The organism is Cerasicoccus sp. TK19100 (genome assembly GCF_027257155.1).
Taxonomy (GTDB): domain Bacteria; phylum Verrucomicrobiota; class Verrucomicrobiia; order Opitutales; family Cerasicoccaceae; genus Cerasicoccus; species Cerasicoccus fimbriatus.
Genome location: NZ_JAPWDU010000008.1, coordinates 149836 through 174081, shown reverse-complemented (window position 1 = coordinate 174081; position 24246 = coordinate 149836). Strand labels below are relative to the sequence as shown.

The window sequence follows — 24246 nt, the reverse complement described above, 5'->3', positions numbered from 1 at the left end:
TTATGATTAAAGGTGAGGGTATAATTTTTACTTCATGCTTCGAAAACTTCACGCTCTCGCTGGCGCAGAATCAGGCGGATGACATCGAGGGCTTTGTCGGGGGACGTGCCGTTTTGGCGATTTTGCTCAGCGATTTGGAATGCAATGCGCCACTGCGCGATGAGCGTTTGCCAACCGAAGAATACGGAGTGCTGCGGGTCGTAGATCCAGGTGGCTTCGGAGGAAACGCCGTTAAGCTCGATAACGCGAAACTCGCCGCGTTGCAGCGCTTCCTCGTTTTCCGCGCGGACGTCGTAGCGGCCAAAGTAGAAGCCCTCGTAGTGCTGGCTTACTTCGTCGATCGCGGTGCTGAGCGCGGGCGTGATCAAGTGGGAGCCATCGAGAAACAGCGAGCCGCGGCAATGAGTACCGAGGTCGGCGACGGTGTATTGCTCGCCTTCGGCAGGGACATCGTTCAGGTGCTTGATGTGCTTCTTCAGAAAGTGTGGTGCCATGCAGACGGCCCTGTCGTCGGCAAGAATCAGGTGGCGCAGTGAGTGCTTGCCATCGCCGGTTACGCTCGTGAATCGTTTGTCGGTGATGCCCCAGGTGACGCCGGTTTGTTCGTTGGGCAGGCGGTAATAAAACACGCCGAACTCCCGGCCGGGGAGGAACTCTTGCGCAATGACGGGCAGCTTACAGCGCGTTAAATAATCACCGGCCTGGGCGTGGTCTTTGATGATCTTGACGCCCTCGCCGCGCTGGCCGATGTCGGGCTTGAGCGCGATGGGGTAGGTGAGTTGTTGGTCGCTGAGAAATGCTTCGAACTGAGCGAGCCGCGATTCGAGCGGTGCTGGCGCGAGCAGGATCCACCGGCCAATCACATCGCCCGCGCCAGCGAGGCCGCGCAGGATGTCGGCCTTGGATTCTTCGACAAAGCCACCCATCGGCATCGCTGGGTTGACGGCGGTGAAGAGCGCCAGGCGACGATGCTTCACGCCCTTGAAAAGCACGTAAGCAATGACCGGTGGGTACACGGCCCAGAACGGCCAGAACTCCCACTGTGTCGTGCGCCGCCATTTGCCGAGCATCAGGCGGCGGCCCTCCCAGGTCATCAGGGGCGTAATTAACTTTGTGATGCAAAGCATCCCGAAAATAAACGCGAGGAAGAGCAGGGGTGCCCACTTTTCAAAACGGCCAAAGAAGTCGAGGAACTGTTGGCCGAGGAACATCGACGCGCCGACAAGAATCGGAGTCCAGATGACGGCCGCGAGCATCAGGTAAAACGTAAATTGACCAAAGGGCGCGCGCAGCACGCCCGCAGCAAAATAGGTGGGCAGCCGCGAGCCGGGAATGAATCGCGTGAGCAAAATCAACGCCGGGCCGCGCCGCTTGAACCACTCTTCGGCGGCTTCGAGGTCCTGCTCTTTGAGGAACCACTTCATCGGCGCGCGATGGAGAGACGGGTGCCCGAGCCAGCGGCCCAGCGCGTAGAGCCCGACGTCTCCGAGGAAGATGCCGAGCAAGCTCGCAATGGTGGCCGACCAGAAATCGATCACGCCCTGCGAGGCAAGGATACCAGCAGCGATGCAAGAGAGGTCTTCCGAAATAAACGAACCCAGGATCAGCACGACGAAGTAAAACACGAGCGCGCCGCCACGGGCGGGGGCGGGCGGCGGAGCGTTTTCCTTGGCGGCGGCGAGTTGCTCGGGGCTGAGTTGGTTGCGCAGGGTTGCCTCGCCGCGTTCGACCTGGCCGACGAATTCGCCAATGCGGTTTGCTGTCCACGCCTCGTGCGTGAAGGGGATCATGTGGCCCTCGTCGGGTAAGGTTTGCAGCGAGGCTTGGGGCACCAATCGGGCGTGTTCGGTGGCCGCGGCAAAGGGGACCATGGCGTCCTTTTCGCCGTGAAGAATCAGCATCGGGCCGTCGTAATTTTCGAGCAAGCCGCGGAGGGGGCGCTGGTCGGTGTCGGTGAAATTGCGCGCGTAGGCAACATTCAGCAGCCCATGATCCATGGTGCCAAAGTGCGGGAAAAAGTTTTGTAGCGACCAGAGCCCGAGCCACTGCGCGGAGTAGAGCGCGTGGTTTAGCGTGTAGTCGCCCAGCAACTCCAGCTCCTGCACACCGATGGCGGACAGCATGGTGAGCGAGGCAACCTGCTGGGGCGCGAGGTCGGCCAGGTGGAGAATCACGCCGCCGCCCTGACTGTAGCCGACGACGTGGGCCTGCTCGATGTCGAGCATCGTCAGCAGGTCGCGCACATTGTAGGCGTGGGCTTCAACGGAGTGGTCGGCTACGTTGATCGTCGATCCGCCGAAGCCGGGCAAGTCGGGCACGATAAGGCGATACTTTCCTCGCAATTCGCTGATCAACTGGTCCATTGCCCGCGAGCCCATTGGGCTACCGTGGATGATGACCACTGTCGGCGCATCGGAATCGTTGGCTGGCAAGTCGCGGTAGGCGATTTGGATGTCGCGGCCTGTGGGTTGTGTATCGTTGTATTCGGGCAGCGTTATGCGCTGCTGCTCGGGCAGGAGTTCGCCCTCGGCCGGGAGTTGCCAACGCACCAGCGTCGACGCCGCCAACAGCATTAAAAACGCGATCAAGAACCAGCGCCGAATTGGGTGTTTGGCGGCCATTAAAAAAGGGTAGGGCGCAGTCTCCAGACAAGCCGCCACGTTGGAGTGAAAAACGTAGTCAACTGGACGCGGCGGCTTGTCTGGAGACTGCGCCCTACCTTGAGAGTCGTCGTCATGACGCTGGTTAGGCGACGCAGGCTTGGCGGCGGGGCAACTGGTGGCGGTGCGCGCGGTCGAATTGAAAGGCACCCGGAATGCGGGGCGCATATTCGAGCGTGATCGTTTCGTGATCCACCATCACGTGCGAAAGGCTGACGGTGCTGGCGTCACTGCGGGACATAAAGACGGAGTGCGCCGCGGTCTCCGGCGCGAAGTGCTCGTGGAAGGCGCGCAGGTCGTCGGGCGTGGGATCGCCGCCACGCAGGCGAATCAGCTCACCGAAGCGTCGGCGTCGACTGCGCAGGACTTCGTCGGGCAAGTGGCTGGACGAAGTGAAGGGCTGCGGCTGGGTAACCTGCTTTTGCGACAGGCAACGGGTGTCCCAGGTAAACGTTTGGCCGGCGTGGCCGGGCTGGACGGCGATGAGTAAGAACGCTTCGTAGCGGCAGAGGTCCGCGCCGGCGATGCGGCTTTTTACCTCGGCGATGTCCCGGCAGTCGGCAAAGCTGCGGACGAGCCGCCCCCGGCTGATGCGGTGAGCGCCGGGGCTGCGCGGGTTGTCCGGATATTGGTTGATCAGGCAGATGGTCAGGCCAAATTCATTGACGAGTAGCCAAGTGCCGCCGCCGGTAGGATCGAGCGGTGCGAGGTAGCGAATGCCATTGAGCAGTTCTTCGCGTGGTGGCAGGCCGAGGTCACGCGTCTTGAGCTCGTCGCGGTTAAAAAACAGCTCGTAGCCGTCTGCGCCGTTCCACCAAGTCGCCGTGCACATGCCTTACTCCGCGAGCTGGTGTTTGAGCGTGGACGGAGCGACGCCAAACTCGGCTGGCGTCTCGCAGCCCTGGATGCGGCGAATGGTGCTGATCAGCGCATAGTGGTGCACCGTATGGCTCAGCAAAAATTGCAATTCTCGCCGCACGGTGGAGTGCGCCGGGGTGGGGATCGCGGCACCGGAGTCCATCATCACAGTGACGGGTTTTTCCAGATCGGCCTCGCTGATGGTCGCCAGTTCCTTGGCCAGGTCCTCCAGTGCGTCGCTGGCGTAGGCGACATCGGTTTCCAGCCGCGAGTCGCGGGCGCGGGCGTCGTAGTCGATATTGCCGCTGGCGAGGCCCCGCAGGAAACAATAGGCGTGGTCGATATTGTGCCGCAGATGCTGGCCAATTGAGCTGCCAAAGCACAGCGTTTGGCCCTCGGAAAACGCGGCGTCGCCCAACTCCACTAGCAGCGTGACGCCTTGTCGCAAGCAGGCGATGTTGTCATCTACAATTTCTGGCATAATGTCTACGTTCGAGCTTGAGACGTCGGCCGCTGCAAATCCTTACAGAAACTTCTCTGTCCAAGGTGTGTTGAGCGCAACCATTGCCAAATAATATGCTTTTCGCCAACACCATTTTTGTATGATCTTCACGGTCATGGGACACCCCTTTAAACCCGGACAAACCATTCTCTTTCAAGGCGACAGCATTACTGACTGTGGTCGCGACCGTACCAACGTTAACTGCTACGGGCACGGCTACGTGCGCATCGTGGCCTCGCTGCTCGCCTCGCGCTATCCCGAGGCGAACCTGAAGTTCATCAACAAAGGCATTTCGGGCAACCGCGTGAAGGACCTCGCGGCCCGCTGGGACGAGGATTGCATCGATTTAAAGCCCGACTGGCTCTCGATCCTGATCGGCGTCAACGACTGCTGGCGCGCCTTCGACCAGAACGATCCGACCAGCGCCGAGCAATACGAGGAGGGCTACCGCGGCATCCTCGACCGCGTAAAAGACAAGGTTGAGCAGCTCATCATCTGCGAGCCGTTCCTGCTGCCGATCCCTGAAGACCGCAAGGCGTGGCGGGCCGATTTGGACCCGAAAATCCATGTCGCCCGTGAGTTGGCCCGTGAATATAAGGCGATATTTGTCCCGTTTGACGGCGTTTTTGCCCAGGCTGCCACCCGTCAGGAAATGGCCTATTGGGCGCATGACGGCGTGCACCCAAGCCCGGCTGGTCACGGATTAATGGCCAAGACCTGGCTGCAGGCGGCTCGCGTTTAATCGCGCTGGTGGTGGTTTTTCGCGTTGACCGTCGGTTGATCACCGCGCCATACTGCGCGACTTTGCTATGGAAGCTGAAAAACGCAAATTGGTAACTCCGCTCGGCGCCCTCATTGATGTGGTCGTCTGTGGCGTGGTGTTTTTATTCTTCTTTTTCGTCGTGATTCCGCCGCACGTGCCTTTCTACGAGGCTGGCTGGCGTTTCTTTTTCACGGCCTATACGTCTTTGGTCATGGCGGGATTCGCCTGGCTGGCGCTTTGCCTGTTCCGCGTGACGCGCGTTGACCAGATGCTGCGCAAGAAGGGTGCCTAAGCGGGCCCTCATCTCGCGGGGCGGGGGACTGTGTCGGCGGGATGGTCGTTTGAATTTTGATCTCTAACCAGAACCACTCTCACTATGTCTAATATCCCGGCCGACCTTAAATACACCGAAGAACACGAATGGCTGCGCGCAGAAGATGACGGCGCGACCATCGGCATCACCGATCACGCGCAAACCAGCCTGGGTGACATCACCTTTGTCGAGCTGCCCGCCGTGGGCGATGTGATCGAAAAGGGCGAAACCTTTGGCACGGTCGAATCCGTCAAGGCCGCATCCGATCTCTACGCGCCCGTCAGCGGCGAGGTGGTCGCGATCAACGAAGCCCTCGACGGCGAGCCCGAGCTGGTCAACAGCGACCCTTACGGCGAAGGCTGGATGATCAAGGTGAAGATCGACGACTCCGAAGCGCCTGCGCTGCTAGATGCCGAGGCTTACGCCAAGATTTGCGAGTAAGATAATTTAAACAGGAAGATCGGGAAGAGCGGGAAGTTTCGATGCAGTTGACTTTCCGTTCTTCCCGATCTTTCTGTTTTCAAAAAACCACTTTAAGCCATGAGCGACTGGATCGAAGTAAAGCCCTTTGAGGAAATTCTCTACCACAAGCTGCCCGGCGAGGGCATTGCCAAGGTAACCATCAACCGCCCGCATCGCCGCAACGCTTTCACGCCCGATACGGTGATGGAAATGATCGAGGCCTTCACCGATGCGCGCGAAGACCCCGAGATCGGCTGCGTGCTGCTCTGTGGCCAGAACCCGCAGACCGATGGCAAATACGCCTTTTGCTCCGGCGGCGACCAGAAGATCCGCGGCGACAAGGCCGGTGGCTATCAGGGCAAGGACGGCGTGCCGCGCCTCAATGTGCTCGATTTACAAAAGCTGATCCGCTCCATGCCGAAGGTGGTGATCGCGCTCGTCGCCGGTTATGCGATCGGCGGCGGCCATGTGCTCCACGTGGTCTGCGACATGACGATTGCGGCGGACAACGCCGTGTTCGGCCAGACCGGCCCCAAGGTCGGCAGCTTCGACGGCGGCTTCGGTTCCAGTTATTTGGCGCGCAGCGTCGGCCAAAAGAAGGCCCGCGAAATTTGGTATCTCTGCCGTCAATACGACGCGCAGGAAGCGCTCGACATGGGCCTCGTGAACAAGGTCGTGCCGGTCGATCAGCTCGAAGCCGAGGGCATTGCCTGGGCGCGCGACGTGATGCAGCACAGCCCCTTGGCCATCCGTTGCCTCAAGAGCGCATTCAACGCCGAGCTCGACGGACAGGCCGGCATCCAGGAGCTCGCCGGCAACGCGACGCTGCTCTATTACCTGACCGAGCAGGGCGAGGAGGGCCACCAGTCTTACGTCAACAAGCGCAAACCCGACTTTAAAAAGTATCCCTGGCTGCCGTAGTCTTATAGGAATAATTGCCTTTAAATTAAATTGTTCCTATCATAAATTGTAAGCATTCTCACATCATTAGATGAAGGCTTACATCGTTAAATTCTGGCTGCGCCTACAATCCATCCCTGACTTTCTAAGGGAGCTTGTCGTTGTGTGCTGGTTGCTTGGACCTATCGCAGTTTTTGCCTCAATGAGTCCGCTCTCTCAGGTGGACTCCGGACGGCAGATAAACGCTCAAGAACTTTGGTCAACCGGATACGGCGCTGTATTCTGCGCTATGGGTATCGGGATGATCATCCTGGGTAGCTTGATTTACAGTGCTTTGCCTTGGACCCGGCATGTATTGTTGGGAGCCGTTATTTGTATCTGTCTTTTCGGTTTTTGGGACCCAAAATTCGAGGATGTGCCCGGAAGTGTTTTGGCCTTTATGGTTTTGATTGCAGTGGCTATTGCGGTTTGGAATTTATATCTGAGGAGGGATGTTGTAGCTTATTTTAGGCAAGAGCACCCAGCTCAACGACCACGAGCTAAGTGGTAGTTCTATCCGCCTAAGATTGGCTACATCACCCGATCCACCAAGGTCTCGCCTTGTTCGAAGCGGCGCAGGTTGTCGATAAAATGGCGCACCAGCGTCATGTGTTCGCCGTGATGACCGCCGGCAATGTGCGGTGTGATGTGGCAATTTGGTAAAGACAGCAGCATGTGCCCGCGCGGTAAGGGCTCAGGGGTGGTGACGTCCAGCCAGGCGGCTTTGAGTTTCTTGAACAACAGAAACTCTGCCAGCGCATCCTGGTCGACAGTGGCGCCGCGGCCAATGTTGTAAAACACTGCGCCGTATTTCATCGTGGCGAAGCTGCGGGCGTTAAAGAAGTGGCGCGTGGCATCGCTTTCGGGGAGGATGTTGATCACGTGATCGGCGGAGGCCAGTGCGAAGGGATACTCCTTCTCGGTGACCATGGGGATGCCTTCGTCGCCGCGTGGACGCCGCCGGTAGCCTTTTATCTGCATGCCCAGCGGCTGCAGCAGCTCGACCAACCGACGGCCAATCGCACCGTGGCCAACGATCAGCACGCTGTCGCCTTCGAGTAAGGTCGAGCGCGCCCGGATGTCTGGCCAGCCAGGGCTGGAGTGCGCGACCTGGGTCTGCAGCGCCTCGGGCAGTTTGCGGGCCTCGGCGAGCATGAAGCTAAAGGCGTGGAGTGCGCAGGCGCGGTTAAACACCGTGGCGCTGTGGGTGACGGCCGTTTGCCGTTCCTGCATCAGGGTGCGGAACGCGTCGTTATCGTAGCGCGTCATCCCGGATGAGCTGATGCTGAGCCAGCGAAGGTTGGTCGCTTGTTGGACTGACTCGACGCTCGGCTGACCAAAGGCGATATCCGCCGTCTGAAATTGCGGGTCCGGCTCTGGCTTGGCGAGCACCGACGTCATCGGCTGCAATGGGAAAATCAACTCGTGCTCGCCAACGTTGTTTTCCAACCACTGGCGAGCATCGGGGGGCATCTTGAAGTCCACATAAATGCGCAAACTCATTGCGGCAATTTACGGGCCACCCGGTCCGGGTCAAACTCGCTTCGTCGCTTTCAGTAAAAGTCGCCCTTTCTGGATGGGCAGTTTAAAAATGCCTTTGCCTCTTGCGGACAACGGCTCGCCTGTCTCATCCAATACGTCCAATAATTTCCCGGCGGTTTAGGCTAAGCTCTCAAACTGAGCCTGCACGCTTTGTGTGAATTTCGTGAGGTAGCGGTTCACGTATTCAGCGGGTGAGAGATCGTCGTCCTCAATGAGTGGCGTTAGGTCGAGCGCGAAGGCGACGCGGTTGTGTTGGTCGACCGAGTGGGAATCGAAGAACGTCGCGTTAGCTAGGCGACGACCTTCCACCGCTAGGTCGTAGCGTTTGCCTCCGGAGATTTGTGAATCAAACACGCCGTTGAGCGACGCGGCGAGGTTCGGGTGCTTGCTCAGCGGGAGAATGGTTTTATCCTCGTCGTTCAGCCAATCAAGGGAACGCCACACTTCGCAGCCAATCAGTTGCTTGGGACGTGCTTCTTTGGGCAACGCTCGGATCGCTGCCACTGTTGCCAGAAACACGCCGATGTGTGTCGCGTGCTTGTCAGCGGGGTTGTGCGTGTAAACACAGTCTGGTCGCGCGGTTTCGAGAATGCGTTTTAAGTCGTCGATCACGGGCTGACGCAGGGCACCTTGTTTGCAGGTGCTACTGGGATGCGCAAGCTGAGCGATGAAGCTGTATTGGCCGATGATGGCAGCGGTGTTTTGTTCCTGCACGCGCACTTGCTTCATCTGCTCATCGGTGAAGTCGGCGTAGGGGCCGGTGCGCGCGCTGCCTGCGCCGTCGGTGCAGGTGACGCCGCCAAACCACTGGTCATCGCGCTGAAAGCACTGCAAAATTCCGTGCAGTGCCATGAACTCCAAGTCGTCCTGATGGGCACCGATGCCCAGGTGCGTGGTGCGGGAAATGGCTTCACTGCCAAGTGCTTCGTCGGGGATGAACAGCTCGGCTTGTTCGTGGGAAAGAGGGATCATCATTTAGGCTTGAATGGTTGGCAAACTGGCGGCGGCAATGGCCTGACCGTGGCGTTTCATTTTTTCGTCGGGCGTGCTGATTTTGATCTGCGCCGCGAGCTCTGGATGCTCCTGCTCCAGCACGTGTTGAGACTTATCGAGGAGGCGTTGTCCGCCTTCGCCTGAGCTCACGCGACCGAGGAACAAGATGTGGCGGTAGTCATAAAAGTCGGCGTAGTGCGCGAGCGCGTAGCCGAAGTAAACCCCGATGGTGTCGTAGATGTTGGCGGCGCGTTCGTCCCCCGTCTTCATCGCAGCTTGAACGGCTTCGAGCTTTTCCGGGAGTTTTAGGTGGTCGTCGATGTCCAAGCCGGAAGCCGGGATTAAGCGGGCAACGGCTTGCTGGGAGAAATACTGCACGCCGCAACCACCGTCGCCGCTCCACTCATCGATGGGCGCATTGATCCGGTAATCGATCGGCGCAAAGGCGAGTTCGTTCAGCCAGCCGAGGACTTCGCCTTGGGTGTCAACATACCCGGCCGCGAGGCTGGTGCCCATCGAAATGCCGAGCACTGCGTTGTCACCGAGTGACATCGAGCCGGCCAGTGCGGTGACGTCGCCGTCGTTGGCGACTACAAGCGGGACCTGCCATTCGTCGGCTAATTGCTTGAAAATGCCGCGGATCGAACGGTCGAAGTTTTCCGGATTCACCCCGCGAAAGAGCGAGGCCACGCGTGGCTCGTTGGCAATGTAAATACCGGCAGCGCTTCCGCCGATGGCGTCGACGCGGGGTAGGTGCTTGGCGGCGAGTTGCAAGCTGTCGCGAATGCCTGCCAAATGATACGCCGGGTCTTCCTGGAAATACGGATCCCACTTCACCTCCTCGGAGTAAACGACTTCGCCGTCGATCAGCGCTGCGCATTTGCGGTCACTTCCGCCGAGATCGAAGCCGATCCGGCAACCGTCGAGCTTGCGCGCATTGCTGGGTTTCGAGCTCGTGCCATGGTTCGCCGGAGCTTCGCCGATCTCGATACTGAGCGCCTCGCCAAAGCAAGTATTGCCCATGAACTCGTGGTCGAAGGCGCGCTTGCCATCGGCGCAGTAAGTCTGCCGAAGCATCGCGGTGATTTCGCGGGCACCGTTGATATAAATGCAACTGCCGCCCCAGGCCCAGAGAAGGAATTTTACCAACCGCTCAGCGTATAGCCAATTGATCTCCGCGTTTTGCGGCGTGTCTGGCAGCATGATTGTGTCGAAGGACCAGGCTTCTCCGGTTGGACGCGTGATAGTAAAGCGGACCTCACGCATGCCGGAAGACTGCCTTGCCAGCTCGCGGTAGCGGCGATTCCACAGCGAGGCCGGCATGAACCCGGGGTCGAGCGCGGGCGTGATTTTGGACTGAATGGAGAGGGGGTTAAGCATGGGGTTCGAACCGTTTGAAGCATTCGATGGCTTCGTATTCAGATAGTCCAAGTTGGTCATAGTAATTTGCGGTGGTGCGGTTTAACTCGCTGGCGAGATTCCAAGAATTTTCGCTTTGTCGGGAAGCTGACGGCGACTGGCTGCGCTGAGTCTGGTGTTGGTAGATGCCCTTGATTTTAAATTCCAACTCATCCGGAGAGAGAGGCACGGCCATGTCGATCTCATGCATTTCCCATTCCGCGCCCGGACCGCGATAGAGCCAGAAAAGGCAATCTTTGAGCCAGGCGCTGTCTTTGCATTTCTTGAGGGCGGACAGCAGGACATCGAAGCAAAGTGCTGGCGAGGAAAGCGGGTCCTGGCCCAAGCCAGTGGTAAAAATTTGGTGCGGTTGAATTTCCTCCAGCAGCTTTACCATGGCGGCCACATCTGCCTCGTCGGTTTTAAAGCGGCGGTAGCGGCCATTCTCGTAGAAGGGCAGATCGAGGAAGCGCAGTTGCTCTGGCGCGAGCTCCAACTGGCGGGCGGATGAGCGTGCTTCGCCGCGGCGAATGAGGCCCTTTAGCTGGCGTAGCTCCGGCGTGTCTTCGCCAAGCAGACCCTTTTCGTTGAGTTGTTGCTCTAACAGACGGGCGTGCTTTACCTCGGTATCGTCCTGGATGCTCTCGCCCATTTCGTTGATGAGCTCAATGGCGCGTCGGGCGTCGGGATCGGGCACTGCGAGGTTACCGGAGGTCATGTAGGCGACGGTGACATCGTGCCCCTGGTTGGCCAGCCGGTGAATAACGCCGCCGAGGCAAAATACGTCGTCCGTCGGCTCGGGGCTGAGCACCAGGCTTCGCTTGGGAAATGGCGAGGCGCGCTCGGGACGGTTGGAGTCGTCGGCGTTGGGTTTGCCACCCGGCCAACCAGTGATGGTGTGTTGGGTGACGTTGAAGATGTCGATGTTCAGATTGTAGGCGGAGCCCTTCTCGGTGAGCAGGTCGGCCATGCCATTTTCAGTGTAATCTTCGTCGGTGAGCTTGAGCAAGGCCTTGTCGGTTTTGCGCGCCAGCCAAAGCACGGACTTGCGGATCATGGCGCTATCCCATTCCACCGGGCCAACGAGCCATGGGTGGCGTTCGCGGGTGAGGCGGCTGGCGGCGGCCTTGTCGATGCAGAATGTGCAGTTCTTATGCAGCTGTAAAAAACTGGCGGGAATGCTTTCCGTTTGCGGGCCTTCGACGGACTCCGCCAGGACCGGTGCCTTGGACTCGCCCCAGGCCAACAGGAAAACTTTTCGCGCATCGAGGATGGTGCCCACGCCCATCGTGATCGCGTGGCGCGGGACGTTTTCCTCGCCGAGAAAATCGCGAGCGGCGTCGCGGCGGGTCAGCGAGTCCAGCGTGACCAGGCGCGTGCGTGACTCCGGCCCGGAGCCGGGCTCGTTAAAGCCAATGTGGCCGGTGCGACCGATGCCGAGGATTTGAATATCGATGCCGCCAGCGTCGAGAATGGCTTGTTCGTATTGATGGCAGGAGGCGAAGACGTCCGTTCGCGGAGCAAGGCCATCGGGCACATGGGTGTTCTCGGGCTTGATGTCGATGTGGTCGAAGAGTTGGTCCTGCATGAAGCGGCGGTAGCTCTCTGGGTGGTCACCCGAGAGGCCGTAATACTCGTCGAGGTTGAAGGTGATGACGCGCTCGAAGGACAGGCCTTCCTCCTGATGGCGGCGGATCAGCTCGCGGTAAAGGCGCACGGGGGTCGAGCCAGTGGCCAGGCCAAGGACGGTTGGCTTGCCGGCTTCGTTGCGCTGTTGGATCAGTTGGGAAATGGCGTCCGCCACGTAGGCACAAGCCTCGTCGGCAGAAGGGTAAATGCGGGTCGCGATTTGCTCGCGCTGGGTTAATTCGGAAAGGGCACTCTCGCTCATTTATCCAGTGTATCATTTCCTTGAATGTAGATTATTGCCATTATCGGAAATTTATTTGATCATTTCGGCAATTATATGGCTGACGTTGACTTCCCACATAAGCTGCCGACCCCGGAAAATTTCTATCATGGGGTGGGGGAGTCGCTGCGGCCCGTCAGCCAGAATGCGATCGTTTTCATGCGTAACGACCGCGCGTCGCTGCAGCAAACGCACTTTGCCAACCGCTCGCACCATCGCTTTGTTTTCATGCTAGTGCTGGACACGCCCGGCAGCGTGATTGTGGACGGCGCGGAGATTCCGTTGCGCGAGCGCGATGCATATCTCGTGCGACCGTTTCAGTTTCACCACTATTTTAATTTACAAAAAGACGCACTGCGTTGGCTGTTTATTACCTTCGATTTAGCGGAGGCGAGTGCAGGCATTGAAGACATTGAACCGCGTGCCATGCCGCAGGATGAGGCATGCTTGAGCCTGTGGCGAGAGATCGCCGTGTTGTCGCGAAGCAATGAAAGGCAGGCTCGCGAAGAGCTGTTGCCGGTGCTGGATCGCCTCCTCTTGCGGTTTATCCGGCAGGAGCGCGAGCGCCCGATTTTGGCGAAGAAACCTATGGCCAGTTCGTGGGTTCACGAGGCGCAAACACTGGTCCTGCAAGCAATAGTCGAGGGGTGGACGTTGGAGGTCGTTGCGCGAAAAATCGGTTTGTCGGAGCGGCAGTTTCGCAATCGCTTTGAGCAGGAAACCGGCGTGACAATTCGTTATTACCGCGCGAATTATCAACTTCATCAGGCCATGGCACTGATGCGGAGTTCGCGTTTGTCGCTGGCCGAAATCGCAGAGCGTGTTGGTTTCGGCTCGTCGGCGGCTTTCACGCGATTCATTCAACGGGAAATGGGCTGCACACCGAATGAACTGCGCCGCCGCCAGAATTTTAGTTTGGTTTTGCGGTAGGTGTGGCATGCATCGCCTTCTCCGCTAGCTTCGGCAAAAATCATTTCTAACAGGTGCTAGGAAATGTCATGCGTTAGAAGCATTTTGGAATGCCGTGGCGGATGCGGTATTGGCGCGGGGTGGTCTGGTGTTGTGTTTTAAAGAGCTTGTAGAAGTGGCCCAGGTTTTCGAAACCGCAGTCGTGAGCGATGTCGACAATTTCCTTTTGCGTCGTTTCTAACTGCATGGAAGCCCACTTGAGGCGAGCGCGGTTTACGATCTCACGCGGGGTTGTATCGAGCAGGCGTCGGCAATCACGGCTCACGTGTTCGTGGCTGCGGTCGGCGATGCGGACAAACTCCGGCACGCCTCCCACGAAATTCGGCCAAGTTTCGATGCGGCGGATGGCGTGGGTCAGCCAATCAGGCGTCGCGGGGTGGGGCGGCATTTCGCGGTCGTGGTTGTCCAGCATGGCGAGCACGCCGTGCAGGTAGGCGGCGGCGTTGGTTTCGTTCCAGCGACCTGCGGCAAGGTCATTGCCCATTTGGCGGAGGCGTTCGCGTTCGTCGATGGCGATCTGGTATTCGCGTTTCTCGATTGGCTTTAGATCAAAAAAGCAGGCTCTTTCCGCAAAGAAATTAGCCCGAATCTTTTCCCAAATCACGGAAGGGAAAGCGAAGTTGATCAGCCGTATTTTTCCATCTGGCTCCCATGCCGAAAACCCATGTGCATCGTCGGCGCGGACGAGGCAGAAGTATCCCGTTTCCATTAGCCGGCGCTCACTGTTTATCAGGTGGCATCCGCGCCCGCTCTCGATCCAAAAGAATTCGTGATAGTCCTGTGCGTGCACATGCGGCTCGGGGACAAACTGGTAGTTGTAGGCCTCGTATGTGCAGGCGTACGACTTGGGCCAGTCAAAGGTCGAGAGTTTGAACATCAAGCAAGCGTAATAAATTGTCGGTGGTTCGCAAGACTGCTCTGGATGCTTTCTGCTATACTTGTGGCTCTTCTATGCTTCCCAATCACCACCTTCCCCAACTGATCCCCAACCGGGTTAACGCCGCCATTAACCGCCTGTCGAAGTCGATCTGGTATGACCGTCATCCAGTCGATGTCGAAGCCTCGGAGGCACGGCCGGAGCAATTGACCTTAGCCGAGGGGCAACAGCTGACGCGCGCGGAGGTGAAACCTTGTTCGTTTTGGGGCCGGCTATTCGATCAACGCTGGTGCCTGGTGAAGCTGCCCGCCGCCGCCGATGAAAACACCTGGCTGGAGTGGAAAGACCAAGGCGAGGCGACGCTCTATATCGATGGCAAGGCATACTTTGGCTTTAACGTCGCGCATACACGTTGCCGCTTGCCCGCTGGCGTCAGTGAAGTCTGGGTCCAGTCGAGCTGTATTCAAAGCGCGATCTGGCACCCGAATGCGAATGGCATGGATGCGGCAGGGAGCTACTTCGAAAGCGCCTCGGTGATGAAACGAAACGATGAAGCTTGGGAGGCTTACCATGACCTGAAATGCCTTTTCGATTTAGCCATGGATCAGCGAAACCGCGAGAATTCGCAGGTTCCCATCGGCTTGAATGCCGCCGGTCAGCAAGCGCCGGTCGACAAGTTTTCGCCGGTCTACCGCAAGCTGCTCCGTGGTATGGAGAACGCCGTGAACGCGCTGGATCAGCATGGCGTTCCGGCATTGCGTGAAAGTCTGGGCGAGCTCTATCAAGCGATGCGCTCGGATAAGACGTTTGCCAAGTGTGTGCTGACGGGCCACGCGCATTTGGACTTGGTTTGGATTTGGCCGGAGCGCATGGGAGAGCTCAAGGCGATCAATATTTTTGCTACGGCGGACCGGCTCATGGACGAGTATCCGGAATACCGTTTTGCCTACAGTCAGCCGGCGAGCTACGAAGCGGTGGCCCGACGGGAACCGGAGCTTTATGAGCGCGTCAAGGGTCGTATCGGCTCTGGCAAGTGGCAGGCGACCGGTGCAATGTATGTGGAGTCGGATACATTGATTGCCTGCGGTGAGGCATTGTCCCGCAGCTTTACTCTCGGGCAAAGCGGTTTCGAGGCGATCAATGGCACGCCTTCAAAGCTCACTTGGCTGCCGGATGTCTTTGGCTACTCGGCTTGCATGCCGCAGATCATGCGTCAAACGGGCGTAGAATATTTTTTCACAACCAAGATGACTTGGAACGCGATTAACCGCTTTCCTTACAGTAGTTTTATTTGGCGTGGAAGCGACGGCTCAGAGATTCTGGCGCACGTGACGCAAGAGTCTGGCTACGTGACGCACATGGGCATTAATGACGTAAAAGCTCCCATGCACGCGAACCAACAAGCGGACATTCATGACGAATATTTGCTGCCTACCGGTTATGGCGACGGCGGTGGCGGAGCGACGGATGAAATGCTGGAGCGTGCCCGCCGACTGGGCGCACTACCCGGGATGCCGGATGTGGAATGGGATCAGCCGGAAAGCTTCTTCGAGCGACTCAACCAAGTGCGCGACGATCTGCCCGTCTATCAGGGCGAATGCTATTTGGAATATCACCGTGGGACATACACCACACATGGGAATTTGAAAGCGAGCTTCCGCAATCTGGAGCGAGCGATGCAGGTGGCCGAAGCCGTATCGGCGCTAACTGGAAGATCCTGGGACATGGAGACTTCCTGGAAGCGATTGGTCTTTGCGCAGTTCCATGATTATATCCCCGGCAGCTCGGTTTGGGATGTATATTTTGAAGGTCTGCCGGAGCTTGATCAGCATGCCGCAGAGCAGGTGGCTCAGGCAGAGCATGCGCTAGCGACCTCTGGAGATCGCTGCTATTTTAATCCCCATTCGGTGCCAGTTAAAAAGTGGGTGGATGGCCCAAATGGCGCGACGTATATCAGCTTGCCAGCATTGGCTGGTGTGCCGCTTTCCGCCGCTACTGAGGCGCAACCGAAGCCAGTTAAAGCCAACGGGCAAACGGTGTCCAACGGCTTGGTGAAGTTCCATCTGAATGACAATGGCTGGATTGATGAGCTGACTTGGGAAGGGGTAGAGGTACCTTTAACCGGGGCAATTGGGCAACTGATGCTTTACCCGGACCACGCAGCGAATTTTGATGCTTGGGACATCGACCGGCACGTGCTGAATATTGGTGAACTTTGCGATGCAAAGCCCAGCATCTCGCTGATTGATGAAGGCAATCATCAAGTAGGTTTCGCCGTGAAACGTGCGATTGGCAAGGACAGTGAGGCCACGGTTAAATTTATGCTGGAAGCGGGTAGCCCGCTCGTGCATGTCGAAGTGGAGCTGGACTGGCGTGAGCCGGAGACATTGCTCAAGCTACTTTTTCCGACAAAGTATTCGGCGATTAATGCGCGTTTCGGAGCGCCCTTTGGCAGCGTTTTGCGTAGGCAAATTCCGGATGGAGTGTTGTCCGAGGCGCAATGGGAGACGCCCTTTAGCCGTTATTTAGCAGTGTTCGATGAAGGCGAGCGCGAAGGCTTGTTCGTCGTGACGAAGGATAAATACGGCGCCACTGTCCGTGAAGGGGCGGTAGGGCTTAGCTTGGTGCGCAGTCCGCGGGTTACCGGTTATGATTCGCATTCGACGGCGTGGCCGCCGCATTTGACGCGGTTGGATATCAAGTCTCCCTTTAGCGATATGGGTGAGCATCGCATTCAATTGGCGATTGGGCGGTATGACGCAGAACTGCCACGTGAGTGCCAACCGGCGTCTTTAGCTGATACCTTGTTTACGGATCCAGTGGCTTATGTTGGCCAGGGAATCGAATCGCCCATTGAGTTGATCGAGGGTGGGGAAACGCTGATCCCGCACTGGGTAAAACCAACTGTGAACGGTGGCCTCGTGGTGCGCCTTCACGAAGTAGCCGGTCGTCGTGGAAAAGCAAAAATTCAGGTCAGGGACGGGTGGCAGACTTCGTTAACGGACCTTGGTGACAATACCTCCGTTGATTGCGAAGGCACCGTCTCCTTTGGTCCCTATCAGGTGGTCAGTCTGAAGCTGACGAGATAGGAGAACTGGCGTCAGCTGCTACTGCAGCTTTCGCCTTCCAGCAAGGCTCCTTCCGGTGAAAATGCATCCAGCTTCGTCCCGGCTAAAAACTGATACATCTGATCCGTCAGCGCTACGAGCTGATCATGCAGTGGGCAGGGGGCTCCGTTGCCGCACCAATCCGGCCCAAACGGGCACAGGCTCCGGTCTTCGACTTTCTCAAAAAGCGAAACAATTTCCAGCAGTGAAATCTCCGACGGATCAAGCGCCAGAGCATAGCCACCGCGCGGGCCTGGTGCGCCGTTTACCAAGCCTGCCTGGGATAGCACCACCAGCAGCTTGGCTACGAGCGGCTTTGAAATTGCTCGCTTGTTTGCAATATCCTGAGAGCTCAGGCGAGCGCCATCAGCATAGACTTCCGCCAGATAACTCATGGCGGAAACCGCATTTTGTGCCGTCTTTCCGTATCGAAACATTAACTAAAGCCAAGGTGGTTGTATCGCTGTTTACAGTGCATCTCAACCGACAAATTAAACCAATTCAAGAATAAAAGGTATTTATTTATTGATATGGAGTTTCAATCCGCTATGCTGGGCTCATCTTTGAACCAATAATATGATGACACACTATACCACCGATGAGATTCACGGCCACGCAGTTCTCCAAATGATGGACGAGTCTGGGCTCACCTATTCACGCGAGAGTTTGCTTGCCGCGATCAATGAAAAATTCGGCGAAGGCGCACGTTTTGGCATTTGCTCCGGGGGCAACATGACTGCCAGTGAGCTGATCGAAGCATTGGCCGCCAAGGGTAAATTTGTCGGTGAGCCCGATGCCTTCAAGTTCGACCCCAGCGCCATGTGCAACCATTAACAAATTCCAGGTAAGGATGACACGATGCAAGCGCAAGGCAGTCCCTCAGTCAGTGGAATCGGGCGGAAAGCGCCGGGCTACTGGAGTTTAGTCGCAGCGGGCGAACCCTATCGGCTGCTGTTTGCAGTCGGCACCGTTATGGGTGTGTTCGCTGTTGCGCTATGGCCGGCATATGTCTGGCAGCTTATCGATTTCTATCCGGGGCTAATGCATGCTCGGATCATGATCGAGGGCTTCCTGACTTGCTTCGTGGTCGGTTTTCTGGGGACGGCTTTTCCCCGGCTTCTTGATGTGCGACGTTTCAGCCTGGAGGAAAGCCTTAGCTGGACGACTGCGCTTTTGCTTGCGAGCGCGTGTCATCTGGCAGGCAACCACTTGTGGGGCGACTACCTGTTTACGCTTTCGATACTGCTGCTCATGGGCAGTCTCATGGCGCGGTTCCCAAGTCGTAAGGATACGCCACCGCCTGGGTTCACACTGGTCTTAATGGGGCTCGCTTGCGCGCTGGTTGGCGGCGCAACGCAGGTAGCCATGCATCTGGTTCCGGAATCGGTCAGCCCGTTTTTCGCGAACTTCTCACGGCTTGCGCTTTACCAGGGCTACTTGTTGCTGCCGGTAATGGGCATTGGTGCGTTCCTCATACCGAGATTCTTCGGTATGCCTAATCGTCAGGCTTTCCCTGAGTCTCGCAAGCTGCCCGCTGGCTGGATTCCCCGTGCGATCTTTGCTTTATTTTGTGGGTTGCTGGTGCTGGGCAGTTTTGCTTTGGAGGCCGGTGGGCAACTCCGCTGGGGGTATGCACTGCGAGCCGTTGGCGTGTTGTTGTATTTCTACCGCGAGCTTCCGATTCACACCGCCAAGTTTAAAAAAGGCGCGTTGGCGCTCGCCATGCGGATATCGCTGATCTCTATACCGTTGGGCTACGTCCTGATGGCAATTTGGCCCGAGCGACAAGCGGCATTCATTCACGTGGTGTTCATCTCGGGTTTTAGCCTGTTGACATTCACCGTGGCGAGCCGGGTTATCCTTGGCCACAGTGGCCAGTCCCATTTGTTTCGCGGGAAGCTTAAGTCTGTCTATGCTTTATTGGGGCTCGTTGGGCTCGCGATGCTCACCCGGGTGAGCGCCGATTGGTTGCCCGACATTCGCATGAGCCACCTTGGCTACGCGGCGTTGGTTTGGATTCTGGGTATCGTAATCTGGGCCTGCTCGCTCTTCCGACTACTAGGCCAGGAGGACAACGAGTAGCTCGGTGTTGAATCGCATTGCGAAAAATTACCACTCTGCGGCGGCCGATGCCCGGCTAGTTTCGCTGGTGTAGTCCTACTGTTTTAGGACTGATCGTTATGGCCTGAATTGTGTCCTTTGCCGTGGAAATTTAATCCCGATCAGACACCGCCAATAAAGATGAATAATTGGTCGGGGCGGAGGGATTCGAACCCCCGACCCTCTGCTCCCAAAGCAGATGCGCTAGCCAGGCTGCGCTACGCCCCGATCAAATGTAAACGCGAAATATGGGAAGATGAAGACAGCGGCGCAAGCCCTTTCTTGTACGTATTTTTTCCGTAAGAAATGGTGAGCAATTTAAAGTGTCTTACGAACCCATGGCGGCATCGTTCTCCTTGGGAGAAGGTGTCAATGGTTCGCTGGCGGTCTCTGGTGAGCTGGCCTCCATCGTTTCAACGGGTGGGCTGTCGGTGGATTCTTGCGCGGTTGGCGTCGCTAAATCTTGAGTCTGCGAGTCTGCTGCTTGTGTGGGCTTAGCGGCTTTATCGCCGGAATCATCTGGCCTGGGGCCTTGGAGTGACTCGTAGGTTTCCTCCGGAGATTTCTGGACGGGCGGCATGGCGGTGGGAGGGGCTTCGCGGACGCCAACGCGGATTGGCAGTTCCAGCGTTTCTTCGCCACGTTTCACGGCGACGGTAACGAGTTCATGCGGGCGGGTGTAAAAGAAGGCCGTGCGCAGGTTTTCGTCGGTTTTTATTTCGAAATCCCCAACTTTGATCAGGATGTCGCCAGCCTGGATGCCGCCCTTGCCGGCCGGACCGTTCGGGTCGACATCTTCAACCTCTACGTGGGGCCCGTTGGTGAAGTCCGGCTTTTGCATCGTGCTAAAACCAAAATGGGCAAAAGTGACCTTGCCGGAGAACAGAATATCGTCGCGAATGCGCTGCACGGCGCGGGCGGGAAGGATGAAGGAGGAGCGGATTTCCGGCAGGGCAACGATCATCATGCCGACGAGGGATCCGCTGATGTCGAAAATGGGCGAACCACCCTCACCGCCGTCGAAGGGGACGTCGGAGCGCAGGTAGATGGTGGGCAAAATGCGGTCGCCGTAGCGGGTGTTCCATCCGTTGATGAGGCCCATGGAAGGGCCAGGAGCCATGCCGATCTCACTGGTAAGGGCGACGACGATGCTGCCGATTTCGGGAGGGTTGGGCTTTTCGGTGAACCGCAGGTACTTGAAGTCGCTGGGGAGGGCGAGCGCTTTGATGATGGCCACGTTGGTGAGTGGGTCGCTGCCGATGTTTTCGGCGATGTAGCCTACGCCGTCACGCTCCACCCAGATGCGGTCCGCACCGAAGATGGTATTGGTATTGGTGAGGATATGCCCATCTCTGCTGATGAAAAAGCCGGTGCCGATGAAAAGGGCGGGTCGGCCGTCATCCTGCTCAGGATTGTGCGCTGCGTAAACGGTAACGACAGCGCTCTTATTTTCCTGATAAATATCGATCACCCGCTTTTGCAGGCTAAGGGCACCGCCATTGGCGTCCGCCTGACCGAATAGGGCTGGAATGGCTAAAAAAAAACAGCGATGAGCAATGCGCTCAGCTTATTGCCAATAAATGGGGGCATGGTCTGCAAGGTTGGACCTTAATAGAATGAGCGCACGGGGCCGGTGGCCATGGCCAGGGTGGTGTGTGATGCGGTATCCAGTGCGTTGGTGGCAAAGTGGACACCGTCACGCTGGCTGGCGGGCATGTAGTGGGTTGCGGCAACCGTCGTAAACGCAGGGTCTTTCGAAGATGTGGAAGAAAATGCGCCGACCACAAAGTGCTGGTTGGCTGATTCGGGCATGGCCTGGTTGGGTGCCTCTACTGCTGGCTCACTCGTGGCTGCAGGTGCTTCAACGGCAGCAACCATGGGCGCGGCTGGTGTGTCGGCTGGCGACAGCTCCGCCGTGGAGGTCATGGTGACGCCCCAGTAGCCGATGATCGCCAGCGTGGCGGTCGAAGCAACCGGGAGTGCCGGGTGCATGCTTTCCTGGACGCGGCTCCAAGCGCGACGCCACCAAGCAGGTTGCGCCACCATCTTCTGCCAAGGTTTGGCGTGGAGTTCACGTTCGAAACGCGCCCAGTAGGCGTCGTCAGGTCGTTCATGCTGCTTGAGGCTCAGAAGTTCCTCAAGGGTCGTCTTTTCCGCTTTTTGCGAATCAGGCTTTTGCATAATAAAAAATTCGGCTAACAGCAGGTGTTATTCCAAGTAGTCCTTTAGCGTTTCCCGAAGTTGTTGCTTTGCATAGTGCAAACGAGAACGAACGGTGCCTTCGGAAGTTTTGGTGATTTCCGCAATTTCCTGATGGCTGAGCCCCTCGATCTCGTAAAGAACAACAACGGTTCTGTGTTTAACAGACAACTTTTGTAGCGCATCGTTCAATTTTTCCTGAAGTTCGCGCATATAAGTTGGCTTATCGGTCTTGGCGCGGGAGGCGAGAGACTCCAGTTTGGCCGATGCCGGGCCTTCTTCGTCCATCTGCTCAAAGCTGAAAAACCGGCGTTTGCGGCTGCGCTTGAGGTGGGTGATCGTGGTATTGACCGCGATGCGGTAGAGCCACGTGAAGAAGGAGGACTTGCCCTTGAATTTGCTGATTGAGCGGAAGGCGCGGATGAACGCCTCTTGGGTGAGGTCGTTGGCGTCGTCGCGATTGGAGGTTAAGTTGTAAACCACCGAGAAGAGCCGCTCGCGGTATTTGCTGACGAGCTGGTCGAAGGCAGCCATTTCGCCCGCTTGAACCCGCTTTACGAGCACAGCGTCATCACTCGCCGAAGGATTCTCGGCGACTTGGTTGCGCGAAGCCACAACCGAAGATGAAGCTGTTGAAGCGTCAGCCATGCTGCATTAGGTTAATAACAGCCTAGGCAAATTTTCACCCTTTGCAACCGAAATCGTCGAACGCCAGCGTGAGCCAGCTTCGTCTTTAATAGCTGCCCCAGAGTGACTTACGATGCCGGGGCAATGCGGCCCATTTGCGTGCGGACAAATTTGCTCAGGGAGAGAAGGCGCTGGGCTGATGGGCGGTCCACATAGGGTGCCAGTGCGGCGTCACCCGCGGCGAGTTCGGCCTCGAAACGTTCGGAAACCTCCTCTTGGATACCCAGGTCGCGCAGGGCATTTTGGAGAGACTCAATGACGGCGGATTGGTCTGTATTGGCGTCCGTGGACTGCTTGGCGGCGTTAAGTGCTTCCTTAGCCTGGCCCTCGACGCGGTGCTGCAGCAGGATAAGTGGCAGGGTGTATTTGCCACTGGCGAGATCGGTGCCTAGCGTTTTGCCAATTTTGGTCTCATCGCCGAGGATATCGGCCATGTCGTCGAAAATCTGGTAGGCCACGCCGAGACGACGGCCAAACTCCGCGTAAGCCTCGACCACCGCAGGCTCAAAGCCGGCCAGGTGAGCACCGAGGAAACAGCTGACTTTAAACAGCTCAGCGGTCTTCAGGTCGATCACGTGGAAATAATCGTCCAGCGACAGGGCGGCGTTGCCGCGCTCGAAGGTTTGGCGGATTTCGCCTGCGCAGACGCGGCGGGTGGAGGCCGATACCGCGCGGCAAACCTCGACCGTGGGGAAATCACTGGCGAGATTCAGGGCCTGGGCGAACAGGGCGTCTCCCAGCAGCACGGCCACGTGGGGGCCCCACTTGGCGCTGACAGTGTCTGAATTGTGGCGGATATCGGCGTCGTCCAGGATGTCGTCATGGACAAGGGTGGCCAAATGTACGAGCTCCACGACTGCGGCTGCACGCACGGCGTCGTGGTTTACACTGCCATCGGCGGCCCAGTTGCTGAAAAACAGGAGCATCGGGCGGATGCGCTTACCTTGGTTGACCAAGCAGTAGCGCACCATGTCACGCACTTCCGGCTCAAAAGATTCCACTTGCCCGTCGAGAAAACGGGTCAGCGCCGCCATGTGTTCGGACACAGGCTCCATGATCGCGGCGACGGAGGTCAGCGCGTCAGAACGTTTCTGGTCGGTGGCGAGCATGGATAAATATAAGAATTTTGAATTTACTTCAAAAAGAGACTTTAAAGCCAAAGGGAGTCAACTACAACCACAACGAACTCTATGTCAAAAACTGGAGCGATTGTGCTTTTAGATTAACACCATTGGTCATCATGGCAATTAATTACCCTTATTCGATCTTTATACCTCTAGCAGAAGCCGCGCCGGATGCGGACAATGTTTCCGACATGCAGAGTGACCCGACGATGATCATTATCATGGCGGCGATTTCGATCTACGTGTTTAAAATGTGGCTCGACGACTTTCGCGCAGGTCAGCGTGGTGAGTCGGTTAAAGGCGGCTTCCCGGGCGCGACGCCCGCCCCGATGAAGGCTGTGTGGATCGCCATCATCGGCGCGCTCGTGATTCTGGGGCTCGAAACCGGTGGGGAAATCGCCCTTGGCATCTCCGGCGAGCAGTCGGACATTACCTGGCTGTTTTTAATCTCGATTACCACGGCGGCTTTCGTGGAGGAGCTGATTTTCCGCGGATTTCTGGTGGTGACGAACAAAGGTAAGGCCGCGTTGATCGGTAGCGCCGTCGGATTTTCCTTCCTGTTTACGATCCTGCACCCCTTTTTCTGGGAGCTCGATATGCCCGAGGACGCCGCAGGCTGGCAGGTCTGGCAAGGGACGCTGGTCTGGGATTTCTCGCTCAAACCGTGGTTCACAAGCGCATTTCTGTTCCTGAATTCGCTCTGGTTCTACCTGATGCGCTTCTGGGCGATAAATCCGCAGAAGTCGCTCATTCCCTGTATGGCGGCGCACTTGGCCAGTAACTGGGGCGTCTTCGTGATCAAGCTCGCCCAAGGGCACGTGGTGGCGCTGTACTAAGCGATGCC

23 protein-coding genes and 1 tRNA gene are annotated in these 24246 nt (G+C 57.5%); 10 read left to right on the top strand and 14 right to left on the bottom strand.

Annotated elements, in window-relative coordinates; translation table 11 throughout:
• Positions 1-32: 32 nt before the first annotated feature.
• From O3S85_RS19320 to O3S85_RS19310, 3 genes are all read right to left on the bottom strand, one after another.
• On the bottom strand, positions 33-2621 hold the full coding sequence (locus O3S85_RS19320; RefSeq protein WP_269542722.1) for an alpha/beta fold hydrolase: 2589 nt from the start codon (positions 2619-2621) through the stop codon (positions 33-35).
• Positions 2622-2745: 124 nt separating this feature from the next.
• Positions 2746-3492 carry an NRDE family protein gene (locus O3S85_RS19315; RefSeq protein WP_269542720.1) on the bottom strand — a complete coding sequence of 249 codons (747 nt, stop codon included), beginning with the start codon at positions 3490-3492 and terminating at the stop codon, positions 2746-2748.
• A 3-nt stretch (positions 3493-3495) separates the two neighbouring features.
• On the bottom strand, positions 3496-3999 hold the full coding sequence (locus O3S85_RS19310; RefSeq protein WP_269542717.1) for a DinB family protein: 504 nt from the start codon (positions 3997-3999) through the stop codon (positions 3496-3498).
• A gap of 121 nt (positions 4000-4120) precedes the next feature.
• Between O3S85_RS19310 and O3S85_RS19305 the strand changes: the two genes are divergently transcribed.
• From O3S85_RS19305 to O3S85_RS19285, 5 genes are all read left to right on the top strand, one after another.
• Positions 4121-4762: an SGNH/GDSL hydrolase family protein gene (locus tag O3S85_RS19305; RefSeq protein ID WP_269542714.1), complete on the top strand. Its 642-nt coding sequence runs from the start codon at positions 4121-4123 to the stop codon at positions 4760-4762.
• Positions 4763-4829: 67 nt separating this feature from the next.
• Entirely contained in the window at positions 4830-5075 is a 246-nt protein-coding gene (locus O3S85_RS19300; RefSeq protein WP_269542711.1) for a hypothetical protein, read from the top strand.
• An 84-nt stretch (positions 5076-5159) separates the two neighbouring features.
• Positions 5160-5537, top strand: coding sequence for a glycine cleavage system protein GcvH (gene gcvH / locus O3S85_RS19295; protein ID WP_269542708.1), 378 nt, complete (start codon positions 5160-5162; stop codon positions 5535-5537).
• Positions 5538-5636: 99 nt separating this feature from the next.
• Positions 5637-6479: a 1,4-dihydroxy-2-naphthoyl-CoA synthase gene (gene menB / locus O3S85_RS19290; RefSeq protein ID WP_269542706.1), complete on the top strand. Its 843-nt coding sequence runs from the start codon at positions 5637-5639 to the stop codon at positions 6477-6479.
• A gap of 70 nt (positions 6480-6549) precedes the next feature.
• Positions 6550-7008 (top strand): hypothetical protein, encoded by a 459-nt coding sequence (locus tag O3S85_RS19285; protein ID WP_269542704.1) that lies wholly within the window; start codon positions 6550-6552, stop codon positions 7006-7008.
• 20 nt (positions 7009-7028) lie between these two features.
• Here O3S85_RS19285 and O3S85_RS19280 read toward each other — a convergent pair whose 3' ends face one another.
• The 4 genes from O3S85_RS19280 to nagB all read right to left on the bottom strand — a co-directional run bounded on the left by O3S85_RS19280 (position 7029) and on the right by nagB (position 12321).
• Complete coding sequence (locus O3S85_RS19280) at positions 7029-8000, bottom strand: D-2-hydroxyacid dehydrogenase (protein ID WP_269542702.1); 972 nt, start codon at positions 7998-8000, stop codon at positions 7029-7031.
• A gap of 156 nt (positions 8001-8156) precedes the next feature.
• On the bottom strand, positions 8157-9014 hold the full coding sequence (locus tag O3S85_RS19275) for a PIG-L deacetylase family protein (RefSeq protein ID WP_269542699.1): 858 nt from the start codon (positions 9012-9014) through the stop codon (positions 8157-8159).
• Positions 9015-10412: an ROK family protein gene (locus O3S85_RS19270; protein WP_269542696.1), complete on the bottom strand. Its 1398-nt coding sequence runs from the start codon at positions 10410-10412 to the stop codon at positions 9015-9017.
• On the bottom strand, positions 10405-12321 hold the full coding sequence (gene nagB / locus O3S85_RS19265) for a glucosamine-6-phosphate deaminase (protein WP_269542693.1): 1917 nt from the start codon (positions 12319-12321) through the stop codon (positions 10405-10407). The genes O3S85_RS19270 and nagB overlap by 8 nt, the downstream gene beginning before the upstream one ends.
• Positions 12322-12396: 75 nt before the next feature.
• On the opposite strand from nagB, the gene O3S85_RS19260 reads away from it, so the two are divergent.
• A complete protein-coding gene (locus tag O3S85_RS19260) occupies positions 12397-13269 on the top strand; it encodes a helix-turn-helix transcriptional regulator (RefSeq protein ID WP_269542690.1) in 873 nt (290 codons plus the stop codon).
• A gap of 73 nt (positions 13270-13342) precedes the next feature.
• Here the strand turns inward: O3S85_RS19260 and O3S85_RS19255 are convergent, their stop codons facing one another.
• On the bottom strand, positions 13343-14185 hold the full coding sequence (locus tag O3S85_RS19255) for a helix-turn-helix domain-containing protein (protein WP_269542688.1): 843 nt from the start codon (positions 14183-14185) through the stop codon (positions 13343-13345).
• A gap of 74 nt (positions 14186-14259) precedes the next feature.
• Here O3S85_RS19255 and O3S85_RS19250 point away from each other — a divergent pair, with 74 nt between their 5' ends.
• Positions 14260-17274: an alpha-mannosidase gene (locus O3S85_RS19250; protein WP_269542684.1), complete on the top strand. Its 3015-nt coding sequence runs from the start codon at positions 14260-14262 to the stop codon at positions 17272-17274.
• Between the two features lie 11 nt (positions 17275-17285).
• Here the strand turns inward: O3S85_RS19250 and O3S85_RS19245 are convergent, their stop codons facing one another.
• The gene (locus O3S85_RS19245; RefSeq protein WP_269542681.1) at positions 17286-17729 is read right to left on the bottom strand and encodes an RrF2 family transcriptional regulator; all 444 of its coding nucleotides are present in this window, start codon (positions 17727-17729) and stop codon (positions 17286-17288) included.
• A gap of 139 nt (positions 17730-17868) precedes the next feature.
• On the opposite strand from O3S85_RS19245, the gene O3S85_RS19240 reads away from it, so the two are divergent.
• A complete protein-coding gene (locus O3S85_RS19240) occupies positions 17869-18126 on the top strand; it encodes a YecH family metal-binding protein (protein ID WP_269542678.1) in 258 nt (85 codons plus the stop codon).
• 24 nt (positions 18127-18150) lie between these two features.
• Positions 18151-19374, top strand: a complete 1224-nt coding sequence (locus O3S85_RS19235; RefSeq protein ID WP_269542674.1) for an NnrS family protein — start codon at positions 18151-18153, stop codon at positions 19372-19374.
• A 168-nt stretch (positions 19375-19542) separates the two neighbouring features.
• Here O3S85_RS19235 and O3S85_RS19230 read toward each other — a convergent pair.
• The 5 genes from O3S85_RS19230 to O3S85_RS19210 all read right to left on the bottom strand — a co-directional run bounded on the left by O3S85_RS19230 (position 19543) and on the right by O3S85_RS19210 (position 23387).
• Positions 19543-19620, bottom strand: a tRNA-Pro gene (locus O3S85_RS19230).
• A gap of 100 nt (positions 19621-19720) precedes the next feature.
• Positions 19721-20863, bottom strand: a complete 1143-nt coding sequence (locus O3S85_RS19225) for a S1C family serine protease (protein WP_269542672.1) — start codon at positions 20861-20863, stop codon at positions 19721-19723.
• A 137-nt stretch (positions 20864-21000) separates the two neighbouring features.
• Positions 21001-21573 (bottom strand): hypothetical protein, encoded by a 573-nt coding sequence (locus tag O3S85_RS19220; protein ID WP_269542669.1) that lies wholly within the window; start codon positions 21571-21573, stop codon positions 21001-21003.
• Positions 21574-21600: 27 nt separating this feature from the next.
• Complete coding sequence (locus O3S85_RS19215; RefSeq protein ID WP_269542667.1) at positions 21601-22239, bottom strand: RNA polymerase sigma factor; 639 nt, start codon at positions 22237-22239, stop codon at positions 21601-21603.
• 107 nt (positions 22240-22346) lie between these two features.
• Positions 22347-23387, bottom strand: coding sequence for a polyprenyl synthetase family protein (locus O3S85_RS19210; protein ID WP_269542665.1), 1041 nt, complete (start codon positions 23385-23387; stop codon positions 22347-22349).
• A 131-nt stretch (positions 23388-23518) separates the two neighbouring features.
• Between O3S85_RS19210 and O3S85_RS19205 the strand changes: the two genes are divergently transcribed.
• Positions 23519-24238, top strand: a complete 720-nt coding sequence (locus O3S85_RS19205) for a CPBP family glutamic-type intramembrane protease (protein ID WP_269542661.1) — start codon at positions 23519-23521, stop codon at positions 24236-24238.
• Positions 24239-24246 lie beyond the last annotated feature (8 nt).

Excerpts from the sequence above, each read along its gene's own strand:
- O3S85_RS19320 (WP_269542722.1), bottom strand. The coding sequence starts at position 2,621 with ATGGCCGCCAAACACCCAATTCGGCGCTGGTTCTTGATCGCGTTTTTA.
- O3S85_RS19315 (WP_269542720.1), bottom strand. The coding sequence starts at position 3,492 with ATGTGCACGGCGACTTGGTGGAACGGCGCAGACGGCTACGAGCTGTTT.
- O3S85_RS19310 (WP_269542717.1), bottom strand. The coding sequence starts at position 3,999 with ATGCCAGAAATTGTAGATGACAACATCGCCTGCTTGCGACAAGGCGTC.
- O3S85_RS19305 (WP_269542714.1), top strand. The coding sequence starts at position 4,121 with ATGATCTTCACGGTCATGGGACACCCCTTTAAACCCGGACAAACCATT.
- O3S85_RS19300 (WP_269542711.1), top strand. The coding sequence starts at position 4,830 with ATGGAAGCTGAAAAACGCAAATTGGTAACTCCGCTCGGCGCCCTCATT.
- gcvH (WP_269542708.1), top strand. The coding sequence starts at position 5,160 with ATGTCTAATATCCCGGCCGACCTTAAATACACCGAAGAACACGAATGG.
- menB (WP_269542706.1), top strand. The coding sequence starts at position 5,637 with ATGAGCGACTGGATCGAAGTAAAGCCCTTTGAGGAAATTCTCTACCAC.
- O3S85_RS19285 (WP_269542704.1), top strand. The coding sequence starts at position 6,550 with ATGAAGGCTTACATCGTTAAATTCTGGCTGCGCCTACAATCCATCCCT.
- O3S85_RS19280 (WP_269542702.1), bottom strand. The coding sequence starts at position 8,000 with ATGAGTTTGCGCATTTATGTGGACTTCAAGATGCCCCCCGATGCTCGC.
- O3S85_RS19275 (WP_269542699.1), bottom strand. The coding sequence starts at position 9,014 with ATGATGATCCCTCTTTCCCACGAACAAGCCGAGCTGTTCATCCCCGAC.
- O3S85_RS19270 (WP_269542696.1), bottom strand. The coding sequence starts at position 10,412 with ATGCTTAACCCCCTCTCCATTCAGTCCAAAATCACGCCCGCGCTCGAC.
- nagB (WP_269542693.1), bottom strand. The coding sequence starts at position 12,321 with ATGAGCGAGAGTGCCCTTTCCGAATTAACCCAGCGCGAGCAAATCGCG.
- O3S85_RS19260 (WP_269542690.1), top strand. The coding sequence starts at position 12,397 with ATGGCTGACGTTGACTTCCCACATAAGCTGCCGACCCCGGAAAATTTC.
- O3S85_RS19255 (WP_269542688.1), bottom strand. The coding sequence starts at position 14,185 with ATGTTCAAACTCTCGACCTTTGACTGGCCCAAGTCGTACGCCTGCACA.
- O3S85_RS19250 (WP_269542684.1), top strand. The coding sequence starts at position 14,260 with ATGCTTCCCAATCACCACCTTCCCCAACTGATCCCCAACCGGGTTAAC.
- O3S85_RS19245 (WP_269542681.1), bottom strand. The coding sequence starts at position 17,729 with ATGTTTCGATACGGAAAGACGGCACAAAATGCGGTTTCCGCCATGAGT.
- O3S85_RS19240 (WP_269542678.1), top strand. The coding sequence starts at position 17,869 with ATGATGACACACTATACCACCGATGAGATTCACGGCCACGCAGTTCTC.
- O3S85_RS19235 (WP_269542674.1), top strand. The coding sequence starts at position 18,151 with ATGCAAGCGCAAGGCAGTCCCTCAGTCAGTGGAATCGGGCGGAAAGCG.
- O3S85_RS19220 (WP_269542669.1), bottom strand. The coding sequence starts at position 21,573 with ATGCAAAAGCCTGATTCGCAAAAAGCGGAAAAGACGACCCTTGAGGAA.
- O3S85_RS19215 (WP_269542667.1), bottom strand. The coding sequence starts at position 22,239 with ATGGCTGACGCTTCAACAGCTTCATCTTCGGTTGTGGCTTCGCGCAAC.
- O3S85_RS19210 (WP_269542665.1), bottom strand. The coding sequence starts at position 23,387 with ATGCTCGCCACCGACCAGAAACGTTCTGACGCGCTGACCTCCGTCGCC.
- O3S85_RS19205 (WP_269542661.1), top strand. The coding sequence starts at position 23,519 with ATGGCAATTAATTACCCTTATTCGATCTTTATACCTCTAGCAGAAGCC.